This is a genomic window from Vibrio sp. Y51_MX_L26 (assembly GCF_024181935.1).
GTDB lineage: Bacteria > Pseudomonadota > Gammaproteobacteria > Enterobacterales > Vibrionaceae > Vibrio > Vibrio diabolicus.
The window spans coordinates 1,235,225-1,259,813 of record NZ_JAMZAS010000001.1; the positions used below are offsets into that span (position 1 = coordinate 1,235,225).

A 24,589-nucleotide genomic window follows, 5' to 3' on the forward strand; every position below is an offset into this window, starting at 1 on the left:
TCCAAAAGTCAGAACCTCTGAGTTTATGATCTCGATTAAAAAACAATCAGCCCCATCATGAAATAAGTCACATAAATTATATGGTTATTACGGCATGCTAAGATTACAGTAGTCCAATAAGGTGGTCTTATGCATCGAGTCATCCGGAAAATGACATGGAAGACGAATAGGCGGTAATCCCGCCCTACTCCAATGCAGTGCGTGGGTTTCTCTAACAACCCACTTCCTAGCAATTCGTAGGTTTTTCACGCCATCTTGCAAGGAGGCTCTATGCCTATCAACAAAATACGCAATATCGCTTTTGTCGGCCAAACCGGGACCGGTAAAACCACGCTGATAGAAAAACTGCTCTTCACCTGCGATGCCACTCACCATTTAGGCAGCGTAGAAAAAGGCGATACCGTTACCGACTTCGACCCTCAATCCATCCAATATCAACACAGTATTGAAGCAACGCCAGTCGCACTGCGCTGGAATAAACATCGGCTCAATATCATCGACACTCCGGGACAAAACGAGTTACTTGGCCGCACGATCAGCGTTTTTCCTGCCGTTGAAACATCCGCCCTTGTCATCGACCCTCAAACCCCACTAAACCAAACTTCCGATCGCTTATTCACCTTTGCTAAAGAGCAGCAAAAATGTCAGATGATCATCATCAATAAGCTCGATAACCACGGTAGTCAGTTAGAAAGATTGATGGAGAACATCGTTGAGCATTTTGGGGACCACTGCTTGCCGATCAACTTACCTTCGGCTGACGGGGAATCTGTAGTTGACTGCTATTTCGAACCAGAATTGGGACGAGAAACCTTACTTGCGACGGTAGATGAAGCTCATGAGACCTTGATTGACCAAGTTATCGAAGTCGATGAAGAACTGATGGAACTGTATCTGGAACAAGGCTCCGAACTCACCGCAGAGCAACTGCATGATCCGTTTGAAGAAGCACTGAGAACTGGACATGTGATTCCGGTCTGTTTTGTCTCCGCACAAACCGGCGCGGGCGTCGAGTTGCTGCTGCGCACCTTGGCGGAGATCATGCCCATGCCAAACGAGGGTAATCCTCCTCTACTGGAAAAGAACGGCAAAAAAATCAAAGTAAATTGCGAAACTTTAGAGCACACCGTCGCACACGTGTACAAAGTCAGCGTCGACCCATATATGGGAAAACTTGCCTACTTACGTGTGTATCAGGGTGAAATCAATGCGGGCAGCCAGCTTTATATTGGCGAAAGCAACAAGGCATTTAAAGTTGGGCACTTATATCAACTGCAGGGCAAAGATAGAACCGAGATCCCTCGCGCGCTTGCGGGCGACTTCTGCGTTTTAGCCAAAGTGGATGATCTCGAATTCGATTCAATCGTTCATGACTCTCACGAAGAAGATGGTGTTCAACTCAAAACGTTGGACCTTCCTGACTCCATGTATTCTTTGTGCTTGAAGCCTCTTAAGCGTGGAGATGAGCAAAAATTAGGCGATGTACTGAATAAAATCGCCAGTGAAGATCCTTCGCTGCGCATCGAACATCGCGCTCGCACCAACGAAACCATCATCAGCGGCCAAGGGGAGTTTCACCTCAAAGTCGCATTAGAAAAGATGGCTAACGTGTACAAACTGGACGTCGAAACCTGCCAACCAAGCGTAGAATACTTTGAAACCATCACCAAGCCTGCCGAAGGGCATTATCGACACAAAAAACAAAGTGGCGGTGCAGGCCAGTTTGGTGAAGTGCAATTGAAGGTTCGTCCACTCGAACGTGGCGCTGGATTTAAGTTCATCAACAAAGTGGTGGGTGGCGCCATTCCAACCGCGCTTATTCCCGCGGTCGAAAAAGGTATTTTACAAGTACTCGAAGAAGGGGCGATTTCTGGCAACCCAATCAAGGATGTGGAAGTCACCGTTTATGACGGTAAATATCACTCCGTCGATTCAAAAGAAATTGCGTTTGTCATCGCAGGTAAGAAAGCCTTTTTAGATGCGATCAACAACGCTGATCCTATTGTGCTGGAGCCCATTGTCCAAATGGAGTTACACGTCCCAACCACAAACGTCGGTGACGTGTCTGGGGATTTGTCAGGTAATCGAGGATTAATAGAAGGTACCGAACCGATTGATAGCCAATTCACGTTGTTGAAAGCCAAATCGCCAGTAAACGAGTTGCAAGATTACGCTCGTCGATTGCGAGCTATCACGGGTGGTGAAGGCAGTTTTAGTATGACTTTGAGCCATTACGAGCCCGCGCCACCAGCAGTGCAAAAACAAGTCTGCCAAGGCAGTGCTCAACAAGGTTAATTCCCTAAGATTCAAATCAATCAAATAAAAAAGCGCCCTCAAAATGAGGGCGCTTTTAGGTAAATTAAAATTTATTTATCGAGAGACAAACCGATCTGACTGATTTTGCTTTCAAACTCTTCGATGCTGTTCGCTTTGTAAGTCGGAGCACCGTTAAAGTAGCGCGGTTTCTCTGGCAGCATCGCATTTTTCAGCTCTTGTTCTTGGTCGATATTGTCATGATAAACCGTTACACGATTTGGAATATCCTGCTTTATTACAGCCATATTGGTTCTCCTTGTTTAAATCGAATATTAAGCGTAGAACGTGGTTAACGATGCGTAAAAGCCACTGTGCAAAATTTAGACACCAGCGACAATTTTATACTCAAACCATTGCATTATTTTGTTTCAATGTTCTCTTTAAGTATTCTTGGAGCACACACCTTTCGCGTTTAAGGTAAGTGAAGATTCCACCATCAAAAGACAGGATGTCTCATGTCAAAGCAAGAGCTTAACCAGATGGGCAGTGCCAAAGTTTATCTGGTAGAAAAACACGGCATTTCATTCATTGAAAAGCAACAGGTAGAACAGGTTGAGGTCGCTTTTTATCAACACCAGGCTAAACCATTCAATGAACTTGGCATTCTTGTACCTGAGCTCATTGATTACGATCACCAACAAAATACGTTGCGAATCGAGTATATTCCGCACTCTGTCAATCAAGAATTCCTGCTTGAAGAGCCGCGCGTGATAGAACAACTAGCTAAAATACATAGACTATCTCCGACATCAAATGGTGTTTATCATCCTCATCAGTGGACACAACCAGCCACTTCCCAAGCTTTAAGCACGCTCAAACTAGACGCAAAAACAGAGCGGTTCTTTTATCAGCTACAAGAGCAATCCGGCCCGCTTTTCAACGCCAAAAATTTGATCTCTGGAGACACCAATGCCGGGAACTGGGGGCGACGAGATAATGGCGATTTGGTGCTGTTCGACTGGGAACGTTTTTCGACAGGGCATATCGCGATAGATTTAGCGCCACTAGTCAAAGGCATGGGCAGATTCGAAGATTATCTTGGTGTGGCGCATACCTATACCAAGACGGCAAAGCAAGGCGATGCGAGTAATTTAGCAAGAACGATTGCAATAGCTAAAACGTGGATGGTGGTAGAAGTGGTGAATATACTGGTCTCGAGACAGAACCCTCAGACCAGTAAATACATTGACTGGTTTAAACAAACCTTACCGAAATGGGCAAAAGATCTTAGCGCTCAGATGACGAATTAGGTTCGGATATTTGATACAAACGTCTTTCAGGCTCGGCACAAAAGGTTTCACAATTGCACACCTTATCAACACCGACATTATTCAATCCGCCACAACTCCCTTGAATACGCTTGTTGTGGAAAATGACGCCAAGCGACATCAACAAAATGATTGCGAGAAAACCAAGAAAGGTAAATAACCAAACCATATTAACCTGCCTTATTAGCCATCGTCTTTAGCCTAAGTATAGCAGGGCGAGATGTCACTTTAAGTAGCCCTGCTGGTGCTTTCGGTCTTGCCAGCAAGGAGGGTTTGGATTTTTTGCCACCACAACCACAGGAACCGCAACCGCCTTTTGACTTGTGAGCATTTTTCTTATGATTGTTTGAGGGACGACCTTGAGACGGCTCAATGAGAGGCTCTCTTGGAACCGCAAGTACATCTTCCAGTGAGCTACGGGTAGAAAGCCTGAATACTTGCGTGCCACTACGAAGTAATTTGGCTAGTGCGCGTTCACCGATATTTCGTACAAGTACAGCATCCACATTGTACTCTTGCAGAGACTGAATTAACTGAGACTTCGCATTGCAACCTGCTTGTGGCATCGAAGCAATGTTCGCTAAGTTTTTTAGCATACCGTCAGTATCAGAATAAATAGCAATATATGGTGCTTTAACAAAGTGGTTTGCCACCCGCTCACCATCATTAGGAATAGCATAAATCATAAGTTTGACTCCTCATCCGGAAAAACTAATGCATGACCTTCAACTAAACTTTTTGCGACTTTCAATCTTGCACTTTTTACTGTGTTACCAAAAGTTTGTCTAGAGACGCCCATCTGTTCAGCAGCATGCTGCTGGCTAAGACCCTCTAAATCGGCCAAACGCAGTGCTTCTAGCTCTTCTGGTAATATGGCGACTTGCTCCAACTGATGAAATGGCACGCCATTAGGTTTGAAACAATGGTGCGCAGCACGTCCGCATATTCGTCTTTCTATCTTTGGTCTTGCCATCATTATCCCTCGAAAACACAGGGTCAAATTACGCCTTAAACTGGCATATGCCAATAACATTTTTAGCATATGCCAATAAACTAAGTTTGCAAAAATCGACACGATAAATACGTAAGACATCAGGATTAATTAGATATCTAAGAATTGACAAACTTTGGTGACAAACGAGCAAAAAGATCAATTCTAATTATCTAGATAATAAAAACGTTAGTTTGCGCAGACTTTTCATACAAATACGCGCTAATGTATTCATTTTATTGGAGAAGAAAAACTATAATCCGATCAAATCATTCATTTGAACACTAATGATTATTTTATTAAAAGAGTGTCTCCCTAAGTAACTATAAAGTGCAGGTCGACTGCATTGAAATGAGCCTAAAGGGTAAAACAATAGATGGAGGACCTATCGAACCACCAATCATTACTTGGTCTACGATCCCAGCCATTCTTGCTGAATCACGTCTCTTGAGGGCACCTAGATATATCAGAAAAGGAAGTAAATATGTCTGACTCGAATTGGCTCAGCGAATTCCCAGAAATGGATCGCTCTGATCTTAGAGCGATTCGCAAAACACTCGATGGCGCCTACCGAGATTTCTCTCGTGAATATGGTGAACTTATCGAGTCTCTCTTTGATCCGCTCCTTTCATTTCTTGTCTGGTTTGAAAAACTGCTTATTTCAACACCTTGGGTCGTTGTTTTAGGCGTCTGCACCGCCCTCGTTTATGCCGCTAGTCGCTCTTGGAAACTGGCTATCGCATGTTTTGGCTCACTTATCTTAATTGGCTACTTCAGCATGTGGGAAGACACAATGCGCACGCTCAGTATTATCACGGTGTGTACCATGCTGGCAATCACACTCGGGATCCCTATCGGCATCGCCATGGCGCGCTCTAATCGTATTCAGTCTGTTGTGACGCCATTACTCGACGTCATGCAGACCATGCCGGCATTTGTGTACCTCATCCCAGTTGTTATGTTACTCGGGATCGGCAAAATTCCTGGCCTCATCGCAGTAGTAATCTACGCGATTCCACCTGTTATTCGTTTAACTAATTTGGGGATTCGTTTGGTAGATAAAGAAGTGTTGGAAGCCGCAACCGCATTTGGTGCCAGCAGTAAACAGCGGCTTTTTGGGGTCCAACTTCCGCTCGCAATGCCAACCATCATGGCGGGAATCAACCAAACGATCATGATGGCACTGTCGATGGTCGTCATCGCATCGATGATTGGGGTAAAAGGTTTGGGCCAGCCCGTTCTTAAGTCGATTACCAATCAATATTTCACTCTTGGTCTTTTAAATGGTCTAGCCATTGTCGCTCTAGCGATTCTTTTCGACCGCGCTTCACAAGCGTATGCGAAACGCACTCAAGCCCATCTGGGAGATTTAAAGCATGACTAGCCCACTTATCGAAATCAGCGGTCTGTATAAAATCTTCGGACCCAAACCCGACAGCGTGATTGAGCGCGTCAAGTTGGGACATAGTAAAGAACACGTGTTAGCGGAAACGGGCCACACGGTCGGGCTAAAAGACATCAACCTCCAAATTAAAAAGGGCGAGATTTTCGTCATTATGGGTTTATCCGGTTCAGGAAAGTCCACCATGATTCGCCACTTCAATCGCCTAATCGATCCAACCATGGGACAGATTTTGGTGGAAGGGGTAGATGTCATGCAGCTTTCTAACAAGGAGTTAGAGCAGTTTCGTCGTCATAAGATGTCGATGGTGTTTCAACGTTTTGGCTTATTGCCTCATCGCACTGTTATCGACAACATCGCTTACGGTTTGGAAATTCAAGGAATAAGTAAAGAAGCGCGCTTATCAAAAGCAAACGAATGGTTGGATACCGTTGGATTAACGGGTTATGAGAACCAATATCCCGCTCAGCTATCAGGTGGTCAGCAGCAACGCGTAGGCCTCGCGCGAGCATTGGCAACCAACGCCGAAATACTGTTAATGGACGAGGCATTCTCAGCGTTGGACCCACTGATTCGGAGCGAAATGCAGGATCAGCTGGTAGAGCTGCAACAGAAGCTGCACAAAACCATTATTTTCATTACTCATGATTTAGATGAAGCACTGCGCCTTGGCGATCGCATTGCGATCCTTAAAGACGGTGAGCTTGTGCAACAAGGTTCACCAGACGAAATATTGCTGCATCCTGCCGATGAGTACGTTGAAGCCTTTGTAAAAGACGTCAATAGAGCGCGAGCATTGACGGTTGAGACTGTGATGCAGCCACCTTCATATCGCATTGCCGCTAAAACCATTGAAGAAGCGCTCAGTGAGATGAAACGTGTAAAACGTGATTATGCTTATCATGTGACCGATGCAGGCTATCAAGGCGTGATAACGCAACAAGGGTTACTAGACGCGACTAAGTTAGCTCAAACCCCAAGCTGGGATGATGATATCTATGAAGAAGTGCCTATCATCTCTCCCCATTCAGCCATTGAGCAAATATTGACTGAAACCATGTCGTGCGAATACTCACTGCCCGTTGTCGATGAGCATGGTCATTTGAAAGGTGAACTAGAGCGTCGTACTATTGCTGATCTATTCGCTTATGAAGACAGCACAAAACGAAGCACCTCACGTTCAAACATCGATAAGGCCTCTTAACTGATTTAATAAAACAGCTCACAGCAATGTGGGCTGTTTTCACTATCTCTGCCCCCCCTCTAGATATTTATTTGTAGACTCAAGCTTGATATCCCTATCAACATTTACATTGTTCTGATTTTCCTGACAATTTTATGCTCATATTCGGTTTTATTGACATAGATAGATCATTCTATTGCTTTTTGATGACGCAAATACCTGATAAATGTCTACTATTACTCTCATACAAAATCTTGATTTAAAGAGGGATAAAATGAAAAAAACAATGTTGGCACTAACAGGCGCGGTAATCATTCTTGCAGGCTGTCAAGATGAGAAACCTGCCGAAACAAGCGCAGTTGAAGTACCTCAAGCGACGGAAACTGAAGTCACTACTAGCGCAGAAGTTACTACAGAGACAATTGACACGCTGCCAGTAGCAGAAGAACAAGTCATCACTGAAGAAACATTTGTAGACTCTGAGCATAACGCACAAAATGCCCTTGACTGGAACGGCACATACAAAGGTACGCTTCCATGTGCGGATTGTTCAGGTATCGACATGACCATCACACTAAATCAAGATGGCACTTACGTACTTGAAGAAAGCTACCAAGACAAAGAAGACGGTCAGTCAAAGTCTGAAGGCCAATTCACTTGGGATGCAAACGGCAGCATCGTAACGTTGACAAACGAAGATGCGCCAAACCAATACTTTGTTGGTGAAAATGTACTTATGAAGCTAGACATGAATGGCGAAAAAGTAACAGGTGACCTAGCACCGTTATACAACTTAACGAAACAGCAATAAGTCAGTATCGATACCTGATAAATAATCTAAATCCGAGCTACCCCAGCTCGGATTTTTTCTTTCCATCGACGGCGGTTGCCTTTCTTATCGTCCTCCTATGATCTTACATTCCGCTTCTTATCCTGATGGTTCATTACATTTCCATACGCTTTGCTGATAGAGGCTTACAACTTTATTTTGTACAGCGTTCAAAACAAATCAGAACAACTCGGAAAAATGATGAAAAAGACATTAATTGCACTACTAACTCTGGCTGCTGCTGGTTCAGCGGTTGCTGGTGATACTTATATTCGTAACGGTAACATCTACAACAATGAAGGTGGCTGGAACGCGGAAGTCGGAGTGGCTCATGGCAGCGATCTTTTCAAAGATCAAAAATACAATACAGCTCCAATTCTAAATGGCGGTTACCATGGTGACGACTTTAACGCCGATCTAAGTGGCATTAACTACCGCTTCTTCGGTAACACCAATGAATTAATCAACATGAGTGCCTACCTTGTTGGCAGTGGTGTCATGCGTGACGGTGATATTGCAAAGAGTCTGAAAGGCACGGATAAACGTCGCTTTGCTGTCGATTTAGGTTTGAACACTGACTTTACGTTAGATCAACACAATGTGATTTCAACATACCTTCAACATGATATCAGTGGTGCTTACAAAGGTTACTTAGCGGGCGCGACTTACTTCCACATTATGAACTTCGGTAGTGTTGATTTTGTTCCTTTTGCTAACCTAACTTATCAAAGTGAAGACTACGTAGATTACTACTTTGGCGTAAAACAACGCGAAGCAAATGCAAACCGCAAAGCGTACAAAGGTGATTCAACAGTAAGCTATGGTTTAGGCTACAAGCTAGTCATGCCAATCAACGATAACTGGCAAGTGAGCCAAATGACACAATACACTCGCCTAGGCAGCGGTATCAGCGATTCCTCGATTGTTGATAGTGCAAATCAATGGGTTGTTGGTGCGAGTGTGTCGTACAACTTCTAACTCTACATTCCACATAAAGCCATCATTGCGATGGCTTTATGTATTCATACTCTATGCTCACCGTATCGAAATATGCTAGTTAGAGTGAGCGATCCAGAGACGATGCAAATCGCTATAACCCGTATTTTTCACCTGAACACCGCGCACTTGCTGTGTTTTTGTCACCTCTTCATAGCCAACAAATAAAGGCAAATAAAGGTACTGCTCTCGTAACACTTTTTCTACGCCTAAAAGAGATTGTAAAGATTGAGCATTTGTCATGGCTTCGCGAAGGTTTTCTCGATGGATCAACATCTGGCTTTGATCAAAACTAAAACGCAAACCTGTTGCTATCGATAGCCATTCAAATACGCCATACTCAAACGGCGCTTCCATGACTTCTTCAATTAGGAGCAAGTCCGCTCGATGTGATACGACTTCAGGAAAACTAATGTCATCAATAATGACGATCTCTAGCTCTAGTCCCGTCGCCCGAATCACTCGGTGCAACCACTCAGAGTGACGAATTAAACTTGGTATCGTCCAGATTGGCTCGGCTAGCGCTACTTTACCTTGTAGCTTAGGCGTCACAATAGCCTCTGCTATTAGTAAATCTTGCCCTTGAGTCACTAACTGAATGCTGTCAACGGCACTTTGCGCCTCATAGATTCTCTTTTGCGCATTGATGTAATCGGCGAGTTGATGCCAGTCTTCTTTTGCGAGATTAGAGTCCGCGCGCTCCCGATAGGTCAAATATGAAAATGCGCTGATTTTTTCCACTTCAACGTGATCAGAAGTTTGGTTAAAACTCAACATATTCAAGGTTTTAACATTACCATGAGACAGCGTAATTTGGTCCAACAATGCGCGCGCTGAAAAATATTCTTTGTGTGCTTGAAGAAGCATACTCTCTTGGTTCCAACCACTGATTTTAAATGGTCCGGTTCCTATGTGGTAAGAATAACCAGAACCGAAAGAAACAACATCTCGACAAAGAATAGAAGCGTGAGGAGTGGCTAACATGTATGGAAAAAACATGTTCGGATGTTTCAATGTAATTTTTAAGCAGCTCGATGTTTCGGCAATCACACTGTCAATACACTGCCAGAGCTCGTGTACTGGTCCTTTTATTTCCTTAAGTCTTTCGATGCTCCAAACAACATCTTGTATGCTGAGAAGTTCGCCATCGTGACGATATATTCCAGGCCTCAACCATAACGTCATCACATTGCCTTCCATTTTCCACTCATGTGCTAGCGAAGGCTCAATGCCACCATTGGAATTTTGAGTCAGCAAAACATCATAAACACTTTTCGCCACATGCAGTTCAGTATGACGATAAGTATTCGCAGGATCGACCTTAGACACCCAAGGATAAGAGGAGATCAAAATAGCGTTATTTGACTCATTCAACTGGTTCACTTTTTCAGAGGCAATCGTCAACGCCCTGACAGCACTTTGGCCGAACCAATCGATAAGTTTTGTTATCGAGTTCATTCTTCCCCGACCAAGCTCCTCAACCAAAAATTCGGTCATCGCTTGTTGAAGGGAAATAGTAATATTCAGACGGCTGGCGTTACTTCTGCCAATTGCAGGTTTCCAATCTACCCAACCGTAAGTGGCAAGCTTTTTCATCACAATAGAAACATTGCGCCTTGACGTACAAATTACCACTTCAAGCTCAGACAGCGTAACGAAGTGATATTGATGAGGTTCAAAGTGCTTTAACAGTAGATCCAGATACCTAAGATTGACATCGTTCACAAAGATTCCTAAGAGTTATTCCAAAGCAAAAAATAGCACAGGACGCTTAGCAACTAAACTTCCTGTGCTATATCTAAACATATTCAAAGCTTGGGCTCAGCTCGACCAACAGAAGTCAAAAACGTGTACTAAGCCAAGAGGTAACTTGAATAAGTATTCTTAGAAACGGTAACTCATACCTACAGAGAACACGTTGATGTCAGCATCAACCGTTACTTTTTCATTACCAAATTTCGCAATGTCTAGCTCAGGCATCATGTATTCCCATTCAACTTGCAGAGCAAAGTTTTCTGTAATAGCGAACTCTGCGCCTAAACCGTACATGCCTGTCACAGTGCTGTCAGAAATGGTGGTATGGCCTGCGCTACCGTCAATCACAGAGTTGCTAATTTTGAATTCAGCATTGAAGTAAGAAAGACCAGCTTTAGCAAAAAGGTTGAAACGATCACCAATAGGTAGAGTCGCCTTTGGTTGAATCGATAGATACTTCATATCACCAACAGTAACAACTTTGCCGTCTAAAGCGTCGTAGCCACCAATGGCTGCTTCTAGAGAAATGTATTCGTTGAATTTGTAACCACCAAATACTTTACCTGAAAGGCTTGAGTCATCTTCAAGTTTAAGCTTAGTGCTAGCGTTGGTACCACCACCATTGATAGAGCCATTAACATCACCAAACGATGCTTGACCTACCGATGCGCCAACGTAAGGAGCTGCGTTTGCAACAGAACATGTTGCTAGAAGGGCTGTCATTAGCCATGTTTTTTTAAACATTGTATTTCACTGCCTGTTAATTATTGAGGTTGTGTTTTGCCCATCCTTAAGCACGTCATGCTATCCATTTCACTCGGTTTCAAAACCAAGTTGATGTTAATGAATAAAAACTCAATAAAACATGAAATATTTAAACACAACTTTGCCACTTTATTTCTTAATTATGACAATTTAGTCATTTTACAAGCACTGTTGCTTCAACCAATTGGTGAGTTTGATGATTTCCGCCTGCTTGGCTCGGCTCTTTTTATGAATAAAATAAAAGCTGTCCCCCGTCTCTAATCCATGAGAAGGGATATACACCAAATCATGCGCTTTATCTCTTTCATTGAGCATAAAATCATTCGCAAATGCGATGCCTTGGTCATAACGCGCCGCCTCTATTGCCAACAACATATGACTAAAATGTTGAACATCGACATCTTTTGGCAAAGTGTAACCACCCGCTCTGCACCACTCTGCCCAGTCTTTTCCTCTCTCACGATAAATAGAGTCTGTCGACAAAATAGGATATCGCCAAAGCGCTTCTGGAATGGGTTGATCTTGTAACTCTTTCCAAATTTTATGGCTGCATACCGGATACAGCGTTTCCGCGTATAACTTCACCGACATATAGTTGCGCTTTGGCTTCTCTACCGTGATAAAGCAATCACCAACGCTATCTGTCTGCTCAGGATCACCAACAACCATATTGAGTGTCAGATCGATTTCCGGATGTAACCGCTTAAAATCAGACAAACGCGGAATAAGCCACTTTACGGCAAGCGAGCTATAAATCGCTAAACGTATGCTGCCTTTGTCCCCTTCTCTCACCTTTTGGCTGGCCATCGCAATAGAGCTAATTGCCGGGCTAATATCCTCTAAATAACGAGCACCAGTATCCGATAAAGAGAGCTTTCTTCCTTGACGAATAAATAATGACTCGCCCAAATAATCTTCCAATAATCGTATCTGATGACTAACGGCACTTTGCGTCACATTGAGCTCTTCAGCCGCAAGCGAAAAGCTAGAGTTTCGAGCGACAGATTCAAAACAGTGAACCGCTCTGAGTGGTGGCAATTTCATTATCTAAAAATCTCATACTTAAACTAATAAATATCACTTCACTTCATCCTATGACATCACCTACTCTTTGGCAAAGAAAGAGGAGAGGAAATAAGTGAAAGTTACATCGGTCGGCGCAGCTATGCTGCTATTAATTGTTGGGAATCTCATTGCGGTGCTTTCAGACTCTTTAATTAAAAGTGTCGGAAATGAAGTGCCTATTTTTCAGTTTGTCTTTTTCCGACAAATTTCCGCAGTGCTTTTTCTACTGCCTGTCTGCTTGCTGACAAAAAAGACTCATTTTCTTGAAGGATTTAAATGGCATGCTGTCCGCGCTCACGTGTGGTTGCTTGGTGCTATATTTATGGTTTTGGCGATTTCATCTTTACCGCTCGCAACTGCGAACGCAATCTTCTACGCCGCGCCATTGATCATGTTGCCGCTTGCAGCAATCTTTTTTGGAGAACAGTTATCTAAGCAATCGGTCGCGGCTGCGATCATGGGCTTTGCTGGAGTGTTGGTCATCATTCGTCCAGATCAAATCGACTGGGCAGCGATTTCGGCTTTAGTTGTGGCTATTACCTTGGCAATCAATAACTTGCTCATTCGAAAACTGCCAAAAAATCAATCTGTCATGCAAACGTTATTGATGACAAACTTGGCAGGTATTCCCGTGGCTTTCTTACTTGTTCTGATCGAAGCGGAACCTTGGGACTGGAGTGCTTTCCCTGTCGCTGCTGGCTCAAGTTTGTTCATCATGATTTATGCGGCAACATGTGTGATCGCTTACCGCTCGATTGATAGCAACAAAATTGCCAGCGCTGAATACAGTGGCTTAATTGGTGCCGTGTTTGTGGGATTAATCTGGTTTGGAGAAGTGCCAGACATATTTATGGCGATAGGAACCATTATGATTGTTGTGCCGCTGGTTTGGCTTTCTAAACGAGAACGTCGCAAGAAAAAGCTGCAAGCTCAGCAAGAGCGAGAGCAACAAGAGGCGCACGTTACTTAAAATCGCGCTCTATCTCAAAGACTAAAAAAAACCGAGTCGTAAGTACTCGGTTTTTTTATGTGGCTCTAATCCATTCTGATATAAGCGACCACATGAGATAAAAACTGCCTTGCAAAACGATCATTAAACCGGATGCGATATTCATGATCGGCTTCCGATACTAAACGCCAACCTTCAGCAAAGTACGCTTTGATATCATCGACCGCTTCTTCTTCATTTTTGATGTGTTTCGCGTTCCACTGATAAGTGCAAGAGACAACCATCAGCCCGCCAACCTTGGTGGCTTCTTTTAGAGCGTTGATCACGCTAAGTGGCGACTCACATTGATCAACCACGTTCAAACATACGACTAAATCAAAGCGAGATTGGAGAGTATCGTGCTCAAAAGGTTGGTTAATCAGCGTCAAATCAACATGAGCACATTTTTGCACGATATCTCTATTCTCTACTTCTAACGTGTTTATGGTGTTCACATCGTGAAGATAAGTTAGCTCGACTCGTTGTTCTTCTATTAATAGTTGCTTCAAGCCATCCATCAACCTATTTGAAGGCTCCACAAGCGTCGCTTCTTTAAGGTTAGGTAAGCGTTGCACTAACTCATAATAGTTTCTTCCCAGCGCCGCGCCAACCTCAAGTAGGGAATACGGCTGAACGCCGCTCTCAAGTGCCGTCTGCGCAATAAAATCAGCAATTTGGGAGCAGTGAGGTGATGACAAAAAAGAGAGTGGGACTTGTTTTGAGCGACTGGTTATCGTCTCAATCTGCTTATCTTCGATGAACTTGTCGAACCATTGCGCTTCGAAATAACCAGCTAAACCGCGATCGGTCAGGTAAAAATCTTCCATGTTTTTTCCGTTCGTACTTTTAGAAAAGTGATTGTATCGAACGCTGAAATTAGCTGGTAATTCTGGCTGCACATTCCCGCGGGAAAATAGATGAAAACACCGCTTATGTGAAAAAGCCCTTTCATCTCAAAGATAAAAGGGCTTGTTAATTACTTCGGTTGAGGAGCTAGTTATTGCGGAAGAACAACTTTGCCATCTTGAATTGGGAACGTTTTTGTCGCTGGCTTGCTCGCTAAGCGAACCGTCGTTGGCGCACCTGAAACTTCATAAGTGACGTCGTAACCCACTACTTTATCAGATGTTGTGTATTCTGTGTGGCACTGCTTTTTCGTCGTTGTCACTACATCGCCTTGTTGCACGTTCTCCTGAATCTTACGACCCGTTAATGCACCAGCAATCGTACCAGCTGCAGTTGCAATCACTTTACCTGAGCCGCCACCGATTTGGTTACCCAATGCCGCGCCAGCTGCTGCGCCGCCGACCGTACCAATTATTTTATTATCATCCGTAGGGGCAACTTGCTCCGTTACTACCACGTCTTTACATACTTGGTGTGGATTTTTCACAGTTTCAGTCACCGCTTCAACCAAAGTAATGTTTGCTTGGGTTGGAGCTGGTGGCGTTTTGTCTTTACAGCCTGCTAGTACAGCAACAACTGCCGTTGCAATTGCGATAGATTTCATATTCATGATTTACATCCCAGTATGGTTTGCTTTGATGAGCGTTATGGTAAATCGCAAAAGGGAAATCACATCAGACGAAAACAAACCCTCTGTCATTAACAAGTAAAGAAACACTGTTTTATAAAAGATACGTCAAGAAACACTCAGCAGCGTGTCAACAGAGCTAAAACTGTATCACTACTGATTATGATTGGGCTGGACTAGTCTATGAGATTTATTTTTAAGCCAAGCTCAAAAATAGTTCGTCATCCGTTAAATACTTATGACGGTGGCTTAGATTACGCACGTGCATAAACATAAAATCAGGAAAGCCAGGAGCAATAATGTTGTTTGGTTCCCAGCATACACCGCCAACAAACACATATCGCCCTTGCTTGTCATCTTCGTGAAGGGGGTTATTAAGAGGAGAAGAAAACTCTGCGCGGCAACCCTCAACCACACAAACAATTTGTCCTTTAAAAAGGCCGATCACGCGCTTAACAAGATTTGCCTTGATGCCACATTTCCATGCCTGCCGAGTTGCCATCTCATAGCCATATTTTCGGATCGCTTTCTTTTGCAAATGTACTACTAGGTTCATTTTGACTCCCGATTCAAGCAATTACGCGAAGCCCAAAGTCATAAAAGCAGATAGACGTCTATACCCGAGTGACCTCATGGTACATGGGAATAAACTACGTGATTAGACTGAGAGTTTAGTGTCCGATGAAAATACACCTTCCACAATGCTGTAACGTATCGATTTACACCAATCATAGGCACATAGCACATCAAAAAAACAACCTCATTTTCGAGTGCTTTCCTACGCTGTATCTGGTTACTTCTGCGTATTACTATAACGAAATCACCCTCTACGTTTGTCTATATAAATTTGTCGTAACGATAGAGGGCACTTATCAAGAAGGAGGGATAACGCCTACGCGTCGATGAGATAGTTTTGACCTTCAGTTTCTAGACGATCAATCAGTTTACGACACTCATTTAAATCAAGAGGTTGCTCGAAGCGGCGCTTGAGGTTCATCAAAAAGAAGATATCCTCACACATGGCTTTCTCAGGTTCGTCACTGATTTTTGCGACTGGTGAACCATTGCACGTGACCATTTTGATCACGATAGAAAGTGGCTGGTAGGCTTCACCCTCTTTATTGACATAATCACCCATATCGTTCGCAAGAAAAGTACCGATACCAAAACTCACCTGAATACGTCCCTGGAAATACTCGCAAATATCTAACGCTTGTTCGAAGTTAAGTCCGTCGGTAAACACCAGCGTTTTTGTTAACGGGTCTATATTAAGCGACTGATAGTGTGCAATCATTTTTTCACCCCAGCTATAAGGGCAACCACTATCGTGACGTACACCGAAATACGCGTTACTTAGCTCTTCATCAAAGTCTTTAAGGAAGGCATCAATACCAATCGTGTCGGTAAGTGCAATACCTAGTGCACCGTTAAACATTTTTTGCCAACGTTGCAAAGCCACTTTTTGCGAATCTCGCACATTCACCAGAGCTTGATGACCCATAAACCATTCATGAGCAACGGTACCGATAGGCGTCAAATTCAGTTCTTTTGCTAAGTGGTAGTTGCTTGTTCCTGTCAAACATTCCGGCACTTCCTGGCACAAGAACTCCAGCATGGTGCGCTGAGCTTGAAAGGAAAAACGTCGACGCGTCGACATATCAGAAAACTTAAAGTTAGTGATGTTACGACGTTTTAGTTCGGATTTTAGGTACCGAACTTTCTCTTCTAAAACGGTGGTAAATTGCGCTACAGGGATATCTGACCAACGCTGACGGCTACGAACTTCAGACACGATGCTCATGATGATCGTTTCGTACAAAATAGTATCTCGCCACAAACCATTGATAGTAATGCGTAACTGGCTTGAGCCATCAGCCATGGCTTTATTATGGAAAGAGACATCACTTTGTGGATTGAAACAGAAATGGCGCAGTGCATCAACAAAGTCAGGATTCAGGTAAGGCGCGACACGCTTAATATATTCGATTTCTTCTTGCGTAAATTGAATGTCTTGCAGTTTAAGAACTTCTGCTTTTACCTCTGGTAGCAGTTCAGAGAGATCTTCCTCGCTACGCACAATAAATTTGTATGACACCATCGCATCAGGGTAAAGCGCTGTTACTGCGCTCATCATATTGACTTTGTAGACATCAAAATCCAAAGCGCTTTGAATGATGCGGGAAGAAAATAGTTTGGTGGTCATTAGGTGCCCTTCTACACGCCCTTCCTGGGTATATAACTTTTTGTTACTAACTAATTTGCGTAAACAATAAACACCCATCTATAGTTTGTCAACTTTTGTTACTAACCACTCATTTTTATAAGGTTTTTCTGTCTAGAATTCGCACACAGATTGTGAATAAGTCAGATTTATTCGTAGATTTATACTCAAGGCGTACTATGAAGCACTACCGAAAACGTTTCGCACAACTCGTTACTTACCCATTGATTGACCACTTGTTATGCGCTAGATTACTTACAAATCAATATTAGGACCCAACCATGATCGTATCTGTCGACATTATTCCATTCAGGCTATCAGGCTGTGCCGATAAGGGATTGGAAGTGTTGTTGATTAAACGTTCAAATCCAAATCGGCCATACCATGGAGTCTGGGCACTACCGGGCGGATTTGTCTTTGATAAAGACTTAACCAGTGAAGGAGGACGCCCGGCCGATGAAAACTTTGAGGCGGCGCGTCGCCGAATTTGCCGCGAGAAAATCCATACTTACCCTCGTCACTTTAGTGAAGCTTTTATCGACGGCGATCCCAAGCGTGATCCAGAAGACTGGAGCTTAAACATTACGCACTACGCCTTGGTCGATCGTAACAATGTAGAGCAAATCAACAATGCAGGTGTACCAGAGTGCCAACTTAAATGGTTTTCGCTACAGGCTATACTCAATGGAGAAGAGACTCTCGCGTTTGACCATCAAAAAACCATTGAAAAAGCGTGGCAGAAGCTTCGTGCATCCATTGAATACACATCGGTTCTTTTGTTTGCATTAGACAAAGAGTTTTTGGTTGCCGACATCATTTCTGCTTATCAAGAGTTTGGTATTGATATTAGCCGAATGACGATTAAGCGCCGCTTGATAGATTCAGGCGTACTAAAACCCACCAATAAAGTCGCTTCTACCAACAAAGGCAAAGGTGGAAAACCCGCAATGGTATATACGCTGACCAGCGACGAAGTAACCTTTTTTCAAAACTGTTTGCGTGGATAAACGCAGGCAATCAGACAGACAAGGAGTCTGCCATGACTGTTCGAGTAAACTATCAAACTACAGCAGTGATCGACGTTGATCCAGAGAAAGGCTTTAGTGAGTTATGTCCAAATGAACTACCCGTTGCAGGTGCGTTGGAAATCGTACCGGAGCTTCTGAGTAATCATGCCAAAGGCCGATTAAAACTGGTGAGCCGTGACTTGCACCCACCGAAAGCAAAATGGGATGCAGAAACACCAGCCAACATGCTTGAACCCGTCGGTCTACCCAATGTGGATATAAAATGGAACCGCCATTGTGTGCTTGGCACAACAGGTTCTGAACTGCTAGACGGTTTACCACCCGTGTTGGACTACGATTTTCAAGTTAATAAAGGCATGGATCCTGACGCGCACCCTTACGGTATTTTTTTCCATGATATTGCCGATACTAAAACGACAGGCGCACATGAATTTCTAAAATTCAACGGGATTGATACTCTAGTGATCGGTGGTCTCGCGCTAGATTTTTGTGTGAAGAAATCCGTCATGCAAGCACTGGATCTTGGCTACAATGTGGTGGTCAACCTTGCTTCAACTCGCGCAGTGCTGCCTGATAATATTGAAAATGTGCTGACAGAGCTCAAGGATCAAGGCGCATTATTTGTCGAAAAAGCGGATGACATCATCGTAGAAAAATTCGCCTAGAGGCAAGAAACAAATGGATAGGGATTTCACCATGCATCAACACGAGAAGTTAAACTACGTTGAATTTGGTTCCACCAATATTAACGCTACAAAACAATTTTTTGAGCGTACCTTTGACTGGACCTTTATCGATTATGGTCCTGAATACTCTGCATTTTCAGGACAAGGGTTAGATGGCGGATTCTTCAAATCTGAGTTTGTAAACCAAACCACAAATGGTGGCGCACTTTTAGTGTTTTATAGCTCAGATATTCAAGCCACGCAGATAAAAGTTGAGCAGCATGGTGGAAAAATTATCCGCCCTATTTTCGAATTTCCCGGCGGCTGCCGATTCCACTTCACCGAACCAAGTGGAAATGAATTCGCAGTATGGTCGGAGAGCCATTAGTACTTACCCCAACACCACTTCCACACCTAGCTTTTTGATTTGCTCAAGGTCGCTTTTCGGAGCGGCTTTGTCGGTTAATAACACCGATATTTCGTTGGTATTGCCAATTGAAGAAGGATAAATCTGTCCAAACTTACTGGAGTCCGTCAGTACGATGTTACGTCTATTCTTTGCCAGAATGGCCTCTGCGATGTCGGCACGCATCATGTCTCGGCTAGTAAAACCAGTGTCTTGGTGAAATCCGTCGATACCCAAGAAAGCCGTGCTGAAGTGAATGTTCTCAATACACAACTTGGTTAATGGTCCAACTAAGCTCTCACCTTGATGCTGATACACACCACCAAGCAAGATGATGTTAGCTGAGGTGTTACGGATGAGATGGGCGATGTACGCCGATGGAGTAATGATGGTCACATCGCCGCGTTCAGCTAAAGTGCGAGCCAGTAATGCGTTTGCACTCCCACCTTCAATCAGCACTGTCTCACTTGGCGCGACCAAGTCTGCCGCTTTATTTGCAAGTGATTGTTTAATATCGAAACGGACTTCTAATCGGGTATCAATATCATCACTTTGCAATGCGGTAGCTGCGCCGTGTACGCGCTTTAGATAGCCCTGTTGCTCCAGAAAATTCAAATCCTGCCTGATGGTCACGCCCGACACGCCGATAATGTCAGAAAGCTCCGTGACTTGAACGCGTTTACGATCATTCACTAATTGCAGGATTTCATTTTGTCTTGGGTTCACAGGCTCACTCCTTATTAATGAGCTTGCAGTATACGCCCGAATACTTTCATATGAAAGCAGCCTGTGAACGATAGAAATAAGCTAAGTCGCGTTACACCGTAAGCTCAAGACGGTTGCCGTCCGGATCTAAGATGCAGCTTTCGTAATAACCATCACCCGTTTGTCTCGGACCGTCGATCCATTGGTAGCCATCATCTACTAAGGTTTTGGTTAATTGATCCACCGCCTGCTCTGATCCTAAAGCGAAGGCAAAGTGTGCTAATCCTGTTACCTGCATCGCATGAGATTTTTCACAAGCGGTCACACCTTCCATCGACATTAACTCCAATCGCGCTCCACTTTCAAACGAAAGAAAGTAAGATGAAAACTGCTTAGTTGGGTTGTGGTATTTATCGTTAGACACCGCGTTAAAATATTTCTCATAGAAGGCTTTTAACTCTTCCAAACGTTCTGTCCAAATCGCGATATGTTCAATTTTCATTAGGGTTCCCCTTAGCTCTTAACTGCGCTCAATCTAACGAGGAAAAGCAGCACAAAAAAGAGAGCAAATCATCACCGAGTTGTTCCTGTTTTATGTCCGAACTGCTCATCGATGAGTCATTAAATCTATGGTTGGAGTTGTGTTTGAGCGAAAGTGATGTCCATAATGGCGCAAAGTTTTACAGGATAAAATGATGGAAGAGATTTACTTCGCAGGCGGCTGCCTTTGGGGCGTTCAAGAATTTATGCGCCACCTTCCCGGCGTAATCAGCACCGAAGCAGGACGAGCAAATGGCACGACGGATAACACTCAATCCGAATACGATGGTTACGCAGAATGCGTGAAAACCCAATTCGACCCTGAGCTGGTTTCGGTTGAAACTTTGATGGGGTATCTGTTTGAGATCATCGACCCGCACAGCGTTAACAAACAAGGTGAAGACGTAGGTGAAAAGTACCGTACCGGTGTTTATAGCCAAAACGAGCAACACCTAACTATTGCTAAAGCGTTTATCGCAGCAAGACCGGATGCCGATAAAATCGCCGTAGAAGTGCTGCCACTCACAAACTACGTGCCAAGTGATGATGAGCACCAAGACCGACTCACGCGCTTTCCAAATGACTACTGCCATATCCCGTTAGATTTGCTGCATAAATATAAAAATTAATGGCCAGCCTTTATCGCTGTTTCTATTATCTCAAACTAAGAGGCGCAACGCCTCTTTTTGCATCCTAACCAGGGCTTTGATCCTCCTCCAGTTCATTTTCATGTCTAGTTATTTATTTCAAAATAACTGGAATATAAATCACATAATAAATTTTATAATATTCCGCATTATTAATGACGGCTATCACACTTAAGATTGAGTGATACAAAAGTATAGTTATTGGTTTTTTTTTACTATTTCCGAAAACCACTTCATTAATTAAATTTGACTCATTACTTCAGTACCAATGAGTCACAAAATGATTACAGAACTAACAAACGTCAATTTAATTAAAGGCAACCTTCAAGCAAATAATAAAAAAGAAGTCTTTGAAGAGCTAGCACAAATGCTATTCGAAAATAATCGAATCAGCAGCAAAGAGGCTTTTTTAACCGACATCGAAGCACGTGAAGTATTAAGCGTGACTTCAATGGACGGCATCGCTTACCCACACGCAAAAAGCAAAGCGGTTACAGAGCCTGCAATCGCTGTTGGCGTAAAGCGCGAAGGCATCGAGTATGGCGACGAAGAGGGAGTCAAACCGACCGTATTCTTCATGATTGCTTCACCTGATAACGGTGCCGACCACCATATTTATGTTCTTCAAGAATTATTCGGAAAATTTAGCGAAGAGTTTATTGAAGATATTCATAACGCAAAAGACGAAAACCAAATACTAAATATTTTAATTAATTCATAAGGCGTGAAATTATGAGTACAATCACAGCTCAAGCTAGCAATAATAGCGATTTCAAAAAACTCCTAAGTACCATGAAAGGTCACCTTTTATTCGGTACTTCTCACATGCTGCCATTTATCGTTGCGGGTGGTGTACTACTGGCGCTGGCGGTAATGGCATCAGGTAAAGGTGCGGTTCCTGCGGACGGTTTATTGGCGGATATTTCTAATATCGGTATTAAAGGTCTGGTGTTGTTCCCAATTATTCTTGGTGGCTTCATCGGTTACTCAATTGCAGACAAACCAGCACTAGCGCCAGCGATGATCTCTTCTGGCATCATGGCTGACATGGGCGGCGGCTTCCTAGGTTGTATCGTCGCTGGTTTTATCGCTGGTGGTGTAGTTCTACAACTTAAGAAGATCCCTCTTTCTGCTAACATGACTGCGTTGGGCGCTTACTTCATCTACCCACTTGTTGGTACGCTTATCTCTGCAGGTATCGTTCTATGGGGTATCGGTGAGCCAATCAAGATCTTCATGGCTTCTATGAACGAATTCCTAGCTTCTATGGCTGGCGCTTCTAAAGTGGTTCTAGGTACGATTCTTGGTGGTATGACTGCATTCGATATGGGCGGTCCAATCAACAAAGTAGCAACGCTATTCGCTCAAACTCAAGTTGATACTCAACCATGGCTAATGGGTGGTGTTGGTATCGCAATCTGTACGCCTCCTCTAGGTATGGCACTAGCAACATTCCTATTCAAGAAGAAGTTCACTAAGCAAGAGCAAGAAGCAGGTAAAGCAGCAGCAATCATGGGTTCTATCGGTATCTCTGAAGGTGCTATCCCATTCGCAGCAAACGACCCTGTACGCGTTCTTCCTTCAATCGTTGCTGGTGGTATCGTTGGCTGTGTGTTCGGCTTCCTAACAGACGTACTACTACACGCACCATGGGGCGGTCTAATCACAGCTCCTGTATCAAGCAACATCCCAATGTACGTTGTAGGTATCGCACTAGGCTCACTAACAACAGCAGTTATCGTTGGCTTCTGGAAACCAGTTGCTGAAGAAGAAGCAGAAGACGAAATCGCAGAAGCAGCACCAACGCAAGCTCAAGCGGCTCCAGCAGCAGGCGAAGGCGAGTACGACATCGTAGCAGTAACATGTTGCCCATCTGGCGTAGCACACACATTCATGGCTGCGAAAGCACTAGAGAAAGCAGGTGCAGCAGCGGGTCTGAAAATCAAAGTAGAAACTCAAGGTCAAAACGGTATCCAGAACCGCATCACAGACCTAGATGTAGCAAACGCGAAGCTGGTTATTCTAGCTCACGATATCCAAGTAAAAGACGCTCACCGCTTTGCAAAAGCAAACGTTGTTGAGTGTTCAACGAAAGAAGCGATGCGTAACGCAGCGACTCTTGTGAAAGCTTAAACCTTAAGCTCCTCCCCCTAAGAGCCCTTTCCCCCAAAGGGCTCTATTTATTATAGAATAAGTCAATTCAAATCAATCCCTTCCACTAATGACAGTGTCATTTCTGCCGCCGAAACTTCTTTGCAACCCGACGAATTTTGTCCGCACCACAACGGTGTGAATTCATCTCGGTTTTGCTTTTCCATAAGCGCTCTTAGTTGAGCCATTTCAATGGAGGCGTATGGGAATTTCGGCGCAGACTCACAGATGTAGCCTAGCTCCGACATCGCGCGATTCACAATGCCTCGTGCTGGTCTGCCCGAGAAAACATTAGTCACCGCCGTATGCTGCGCGCGCTCACTGGCAATCGCATATCGATGTAAAGACGAGGTTTTTGCCTCATCACACAACAAATAGGCGCTGCCAACTTGAACGGCACTCGCTCCTAATCTCAACGCGGCTTCCACACCGCTTCTATCAGCGATTCCGCCTGCAGCAATAACAGGCAAATTCACCCGTTTGGAGATTTGTGGTAATAACGCCATCAGACTTAATTGAGTAGTTAAATCATCCGATAAAAACATGCCTCGGTGTCCACCAGCCTCCAAGCCTTGGGCGATAATACCGTCAACGCCTTTTGCTTCCAGCCAAAGTGCTTCATCCACCGTGGTTGCTGTCGAAAGGATCTTCCCTCCCCAGCCTCGAATTCGCGCTAATAAGTCATCGGTTGGCAAACCAAAGTGGAAACTGATCACTGGCGGTGCAAATGGTTCAATCGCGTCAGCAATATCATGATTGAAAGGCATTCTTGTCGGAGCGTTTGGCTGCTCCTGTACGGTTGCACCAACTTCAGCAAAATACGGTTGCAGCGTTTTTTGCCACTCTTCGTGCTTGTTGGCGTCGTATTCCGGCATCTCATGGCAAAAGAAGTTGAGGTTGAACGGTCGATTGGTCGCCTGTTGAATAAGTTGAAGTTCTTTAACGATGGCGTCTTTATTCAGCATTCCACAAGGTAACGAGCCAAGCCCGCCAACATTACTGACAGCTATGGTCATTTGGCTATCTTGCACGCCGGCCATTGGTGCTTGAATAATCGGTAACTCTGTTCCAAAAAGTGTATTAAATGCGTTGTTTTTCATGATCCTTCCTTGAAAACTTAAACTATACCAGTGG

The 24,589-nt window shown here is 43.9% G+C and carries 27 protein-coding genes; 13 read left to right on the forward strand and 14 right to left on the reverse strand.

Features of this window, described 5'->3' with window-relative positions; genetic code table 11:
* Positions 1 to 270 precede the first annotated feature (270 nt).
* Entirely contained in the window at positions 271 to 2,295 is a 2,025-nt protein-coding gene (gene fusA, locus NL645_RS05325; RefSeq protein WP_100088706.1) for an elongation factor G, read from the forward strand.
* Between the two features lie 71 nt (positions 2,296 to 2,366).
* Here fusA and NL645_RS05330 read toward each other — a convergent pair whose 3' ends face one another.
* A complete protein-coding gene (locus NL645_RS05330) occupies positions 2,367 to 2,561 on the reverse strand; it encodes a hypothetical protein (protein ID WP_053808086.1) in 195 nt (64 codons plus the stop codon).
* A gap of 210 nt (positions 2,562 to 2,771) precedes the next feature.
* Here NL645_RS05330 and NL645_RS05335 point away from each other — a divergent pair, with 210 nt between their 5' ends.
* A complete protein-coding gene (locus NL645_RS05335) occupies positions 2,772 to 3,566 on the forward strand; it encodes a phosphotransferase (RefSeq protein ID WP_253651352.1) in 795 nt (264 codons plus the stop codon).
* Here NL645_RS05335 and nqrM read toward each other — a convergent pair.
* Genes nqrM through NL645_RS05350 form a run of 3 tightly spaced genes read right to left on the reverse strand, consistent with a single transcriptional unit; the run spans position 3,544 to position 4,557 of the window.
* Positions 3,544 to 3,753 carry a (Na+)-NQR maturation NqrM gene (nqrM, locus tag NL645_RS05340; RefSeq protein WP_253651353.1) on the reverse strand — a complete coding sequence of 70 codons (210 nt, stop codon included), beginning with the start codon at positions 3,751 to 3,753 and terminating at the stop codon, positions 3,544 to 3,546. The two genes, NL645_RS05335 and nqrM, sit on opposite strands and share 23 nt — an antisense overlap.
* 1 nt (position 3,754) lies before the next feature.
* Positions 3,755 to 4,270, reverse strand: coding sequence for a NifB/NifX family molybdenum-iron cluster-binding protein (locus NL645_RS05345; RefSeq protein WP_114323438.1), 516 nt, complete (start codon positions 4,268 to 4,270; stop codon positions 3,755 to 3,757).
* A complete protein-coding gene (locus NL645_RS05350) occupies positions 4,267 to 4,557 on the reverse strand; it encodes a DUF134 domain-containing protein (RefSeq protein WP_253651429.1) in 291 nt (96 codons plus the stop codon). Before NL645_RS05350 ends, NL645_RS05345 begins: the two co-directional genes overlap by 4 nt.
* Before the next feature lie 502 nt (positions 4,558 to 5,059).
* Here NL645_RS05350 and NL645_RS05355 point away from each other — a divergent pair.
* From NL645_RS05355 to ompV, 4 genes are all read left to right on the forward strand, one after another.
* A complete protein-coding gene (locus NL645_RS05355) occupies positions 5,060 to 5,959 on the forward strand; it encodes a proline/glycine betaine ABC transporter permease (RefSeq protein ID WP_253651354.1) in 900 nt (299 codons plus the stop codon).
* Positions 5,952 to 7,181, forward strand: a complete 1,230-nt coding sequence (locus NL645_RS05360; protein ID WP_253651355.1) for a glycine betaine/L-proline ABC transporter ATP-binding protein — start codon at positions 5,952 to 5,954, stop codon at positions 7,179 to 7,181. Before NL645_RS05355 ends, NL645_RS05360 begins: the two co-directional genes overlap by 8 nt.
* A 253-nt stretch (positions 7,182 to 7,434) precedes the next feature.
* The gene (locus NL645_RS05365) at positions 7,435 to 7,971 is read left to right on the forward strand and encodes a copper resistance protein NlpE (RefSeq protein ID WP_046873821.1); all 537 of its coding nucleotides are present in this window, start codon (positions 7,435 to 7,437) and stop codon (positions 7,969 to 7,971) included.
* Between the two features lie 219 nt (positions 7,972 to 8,190).
* Positions 8,191 to 8,967 (forward strand): outer membrane protein OmpV, encoded by a 777-nt coding sequence (gene ompV / locus NL645_RS05370; RefSeq protein ID WP_253651356.1) that lies wholly within the window; start codon positions 8,191 to 8,193, stop codon positions 8,965 to 8,967.
* 75 nt (positions 8,968 to 9,042) lie between these two features.
* Here ompV and NL645_RS05375 read toward each other — a convergent pair whose 3' ends face one another.
* From NL645_RS05375 to NL645_RS05385, 3 genes are all read right to left on the reverse strand, one after another.
* The gene (locus tag NL645_RS05375) at positions 9,043 to 10,710 is read right to left on the reverse strand and encodes an ABC transporter substrate-binding protein (RefSeq protein ID WP_253651357.1); all 1,668 of its coding nucleotides are present in this window, start codon (positions 10,708 to 10,710) and stop codon (positions 9,043 to 9,045) included.
* 159 nt (positions 10,711 to 10,869) lie between these two features.
* Complete coding sequence (locus NL645_RS05380) at positions 10,870 to 11,484, reverse strand: outer membrane beta-barrel protein (protein WP_005373936.1); 615 nt, start codon at positions 11,482 to 11,484, stop codon at positions 10,870 to 10,872.
* 180 nt (positions 11,485 to 11,664) lie between these two features.
* Positions 11,665 to 12,549 carry a LysR family transcriptional regulator gene (locus NL645_RS05385; RefSeq protein WP_005392662.1) on the reverse strand — a complete coding sequence of 295 codons (885 nt, stop codon included), beginning with the start codon at positions 12,547 to 12,549 and terminating at the stop codon, positions 11,665 to 11,667.
* A gap of 94 nt (positions 12,550 to 12,643) precedes the next feature.
* Here NL645_RS05385 and NL645_RS05390 point away from each other — a divergent pair, with 94 nt between their 5' ends.
* On the forward strand, positions 12,644 to 13,540 hold the full coding sequence (locus tag NL645_RS05390) for a DMT family transporter (RefSeq protein ID WP_005392661.1): 897 nt from the start codon (positions 12,644 to 12,646) through the stop codon (positions 13,538 to 13,540).
* Positions 13,541 to 13,605: 65 nt separating this feature from the next.
* On the opposite strand, the gene NL645_RS05395 is transcribed toward NL645_RS05390, so the two are convergent.
* The 4 genes from NL645_RS05395 to pncB all read right to left on the reverse strand — a co-directional run bounded on the left by NL645_RS05395 (position 13,606) and on the right by pncB (position 17,295).
* Positions 13,606 to 14,385: a methyltransferase-like protein 9 gene (locus tag NL645_RS05395; RefSeq protein ID WP_253651358.1), complete on the reverse strand. Its 780-nt coding sequence runs from the start codon at positions 14,383 to 14,385 to the stop codon at positions 13,606 to 13,608.
* Positions 14,386 to 14,555: 170 nt separating this feature from the next.
* Positions 14,556 to 15,074, reverse strand: a complete 519-nt coding sequence (locus NL645_RS05400) for a glycine zipper 2TM domain-containing protein (RefSeq protein WP_182033271.1) — start codon at positions 15,072 to 15,074, stop codon at positions 14,556 to 14,558.
* 214 nt (positions 15,075 to 15,288) lie between these two features.
* Entirely contained in the window at positions 15,289 to 15,648 is a 360-nt protein-coding gene (locus tag NL645_RS05405) for a hypothetical protein (RefSeq protein WP_005373947.1), read from the reverse strand.
* 336 nt (positions 15,649 to 15,984) lie between these two features.
* Positions 15,985 to 17,295 carry a nicotinate phosphoribosyltransferase gene (gene pncB / locus NL645_RS05410; protein WP_253651359.1) on the reverse strand — a complete coding sequence of 437 codons (1,311 nt, stop codon included), beginning with the start codon at positions 17,293 to 17,295 and terminating at the stop codon, positions 15,985 to 15,987.
* A 299-nt stretch (positions 17,296 to 17,594) separates the two neighbouring features.
* Between pncB and NL645_RS05415 the strand changes: the two genes are divergently transcribed.
* From NL645_RS05415 to NL645_RS05425, 3 genes are read left to right on the forward strand one after another with little or no spacing between them, the layout of a single operon-like run.
* Positions 17,595 to 18,320 (forward strand): NUDIX domain-containing protein, encoded by a 726-nt coding sequence (locus tag NL645_RS05415; protein WP_005373953.1) that lies wholly within the window; start codon positions 17,595 to 17,597, stop codon positions 18,318 to 18,320.
* A 32-nt stretch (positions 18,321 to 18,352) separates the two neighbouring features.
* On the forward strand, positions 18,353 to 19,006 hold the full coding sequence (locus tag NL645_RS05420) for an isochorismatase family protein (RefSeq protein WP_053808096.1): 654 nt from the start codon (positions 18,353 to 18,355) through the stop codon (positions 19,004 to 19,006).
* 31 nt (positions 19,007 to 19,037) lie between these two features.
* On the forward strand, positions 19,038 to 19,394 hold the full coding sequence (locus tag NL645_RS05425) for a VOC family protein (protein WP_253651360.1): 357 nt from the start codon (positions 19,038 to 19,040) through the stop codon (positions 19,392 to 19,394).
* A gap of 3 nt (positions 19,395 to 19,397) precedes the next feature.
* Here the strand turns inward: NL645_RS05425 and NL645_RS05430 are convergent, their stop codons facing one another.
* Together NL645_RS05430 and NL645_RS05435 are read right to left on the reverse strand one after the other, a co-directional pair.
* Positions 19,398 to 20,138, reverse strand: coding sequence for a DNA-binding transcriptional regulator YciT (locus NL645_RS05430; RefSeq protein WP_006741337.1), 741 nt, complete (start codon positions 20,136 to 20,138; stop codon positions 19,398 to 19,400).
* Between the two features lie 91 nt (positions 20,139 to 20,229).
* The gene (locus tag NL645_RS05435; protein WP_017189619.1) at positions 20,230 to 20,619 is read right to left on the reverse strand and encodes a VOC family protein; all 390 of its coding nucleotides are present in this window, start codon (positions 20,617 to 20,619) and stop codon (positions 20,230 to 20,232) included.
* A 193-nt stretch (positions 20,620 to 20,812) separates the two neighbouring features.
* Here NL645_RS05435 and NL645_RS05440 point away from each other — a divergent pair, with 193 nt between their 5' ends.
* From NL645_RS05440 to NL645_RS05450, 3 genes are all read left to right on the forward strand, one after another.
* Positions 20,813 to 21,286: a peptide-methionine (S)-S-oxide reductase gene (locus NL645_RS05440; RefSeq protein ID WP_134646420.1), complete on the forward strand. Its 474-nt coding sequence runs from the start codon at positions 20,813 to 20,815 to the stop codon at positions 21,284 to 21,286.
* Between the two features lie 298 nt (positions 21,287 to 21,584).
* Positions 21,585 to 22,025 carry a PTS sugar transporter subunit IIA gene (locus NL645_RS05445; protein ID WP_025787941.1) on the forward strand — a complete coding sequence of 147 codons (441 nt, stop codon included), beginning with the start codon at positions 21,585 to 21,587 and terminating at the stop codon, positions 22,023 to 22,025.
* A gap of 11 nt (positions 22,026 to 22,036) precedes the next feature.
* Positions 22,037 to 23,437, forward strand: a complete 1,401-nt coding sequence (locus NL645_RS05450; RefSeq protein WP_150917093.1) for a fructose-specific PTS transporter subunit EIIC — start codon at positions 22,037 to 22,039, stop codon at positions 23,435 to 23,437.
* A 62-nt stretch (positions 23,438 to 23,499) separates the two neighbouring features.
* Here NL645_RS05450 and NL645_RS05455 read toward each other — a convergent pair whose 3' ends face one another.
* Complete coding sequence (locus tag NL645_RS05455) at positions 23,500 to 24,555, reverse strand: nitronate monooxygenase family protein (protein ID WP_046873830.1); 1,056 nt, start codon at positions 24,553 to 24,555, stop codon at positions 23,500 to 23,502.
* Between the last annotated feature and the right edge of the window lie 34 nt (positions 24,556 to 24,589).

Coding starts and splice junctions, on each gene's coding strand:
- NL645_RS05445 (WP_025787941.1), top strand. CDS start 21,585: ATGATTACAGAACTAACAAACGTCAATTTAATTAAAGGCAACCTTCAA.
- NL645_RS05455 (WP_046873830.1), bottom strand. CDS start 24,555: ATGAAAAACAACGCATTTAATACACTTTTTGGAACAGAGTTACCGATT.
- NL645_RS05380 (WP_005373936.1), bottom strand. CDS start 11,484: ATGTTTAAAAAAACATGGCTAATGACAGCCCTTCTAGCAACATGTTCT.
- NL645_RS05440 (WP_134646420.1), top strand. CDS start 20,813: ATGGAAGAGATTTACTTCGCAGGCGGCTGCCTTTGGGGCGTTCAAGAA.
- ompV (WP_253651356.1), top strand. CDS start 8,191: ATGAAAAAGACATTAATTGCACTACTAACTCTGGCTGCTGCTGGTTCA.
- NL645_RS05395 (WP_253651358.1), bottom strand. CDS start 14,385: ATGGAAGATTTTTACCTGACCGATCGCGGTTTAGCTGGTTATTTCGAA.
- NL645_RS05365 (WP_046873821.1), top strand. CDS start 7,435: ATGAAAAAAACAATGTTGGCACTAACAGGCGCGGTAATCATTCTTGCA.
- NL645_RS05400 (WP_182033271.1), bottom strand. CDS start 15,074: ATGAATATGAAATCTATCGCAATTGCAACGGCAGTTGTTGCTGTACTA.
- NL645_RS05435 (WP_017189619.1), bottom strand. CDS start 20,619: ATGAAAATTGAACATATCGCGATTTGGACAGAACGTTTGGAAGAGTTA.
- nqrM (WP_253651353.1), bottom strand. CDS start 3,753: ATGGTTTGGTTATTTACCTTTCTTGGTTTTCTCGCAATCATTTTGTTG.
- NL645_RS05350 (WP_253651429.1), bottom strand. CDS start 4,557: ATGGCAAGACCAAAGATAGAAAGACGAATATGCGGACGTGCTGCGCAC.
- NL645_RS05355 (WP_253651354.1), top strand. CDS start 5,060: ATGTCTGACTCGAATTGGCTCAGCGAATTCCCAGAAATGGATCGCTCT.
- fusA (WP_100088706.1), top strand. CDS start 271: ATGCCTATCAACAAAATACGCAATATCGCTTTTGTCGGCCAAACCGGG.
- NL645_RS05420 (WP_053808096.1), top strand. CDS start 18,353: ATGACTGTTCGAGTAAACTATCAAACTACAGCAGTGATCGACGTTGAT.
- NL645_RS05360 (WP_253651355.1), top strand. CDS start 5,952: ATGACTAGCCCACTTATCGAAATCAGCGGTCTGTATAAAATCTTCGGA.
- NL645_RS05330 (WP_053808086.1), bottom strand. CDS start 2,561: ATGGCTGTAATAAAGCAGGATATTCCAAATCGTGTAACGGTTTATCAT.
- NL645_RS05335 (WP_253651352.1), top strand. CDS start 2,772: ATGTCAAAGCAAGAGCTTAACCAGATGGGCAGTGCCAAAGTTTATCTG.
- NL645_RS05425 (WP_253651360.1), top strand. CDS start 19,038: ATGCATCAACACGAGAAGTTAAACTACGTTGAATTTGGTTCCACCAAT.
- NL645_RS05345 (WP_114323438.1), bottom strand. CDS start 4,270: ATGATTTATGCTATTCCTAATGATGGTGAGCGGGTGGCAAACCACTTT.
- NL645_RS05415 (WP_005373953.1), top strand. CDS start 17,595: ATGATCGTATCTGTCGACATTATTCCATTCAGGCTATCAGGCTGTGCC.
- NL645_RS05450 (WP_150917093.1), top strand. CDS start 22,037: ATGAGTACAATCACAGCTCAAGCTAGCAATAATAGCGATTTCAAAAAA.
- pncB (WP_253651359.1), bottom strand. CDS start 17,295: ATGACCACCAAACTATTTTCTTCCCGCATCATTCAAAGCGCTTTGGAT.
- NL645_RS05405 (WP_005373947.1), bottom strand. CDS start 15,648: ATGAACCTAGTAGTACATTTGCAAAAGAAAGCGATCCGAAAATATGGC.
- NL645_RS05385 (WP_005392662.1), bottom strand. CDS start 12,549: ATGAAATTGCCACCACTCAGAGCGGTTCACTGTTTTGAATCTGTCGCT.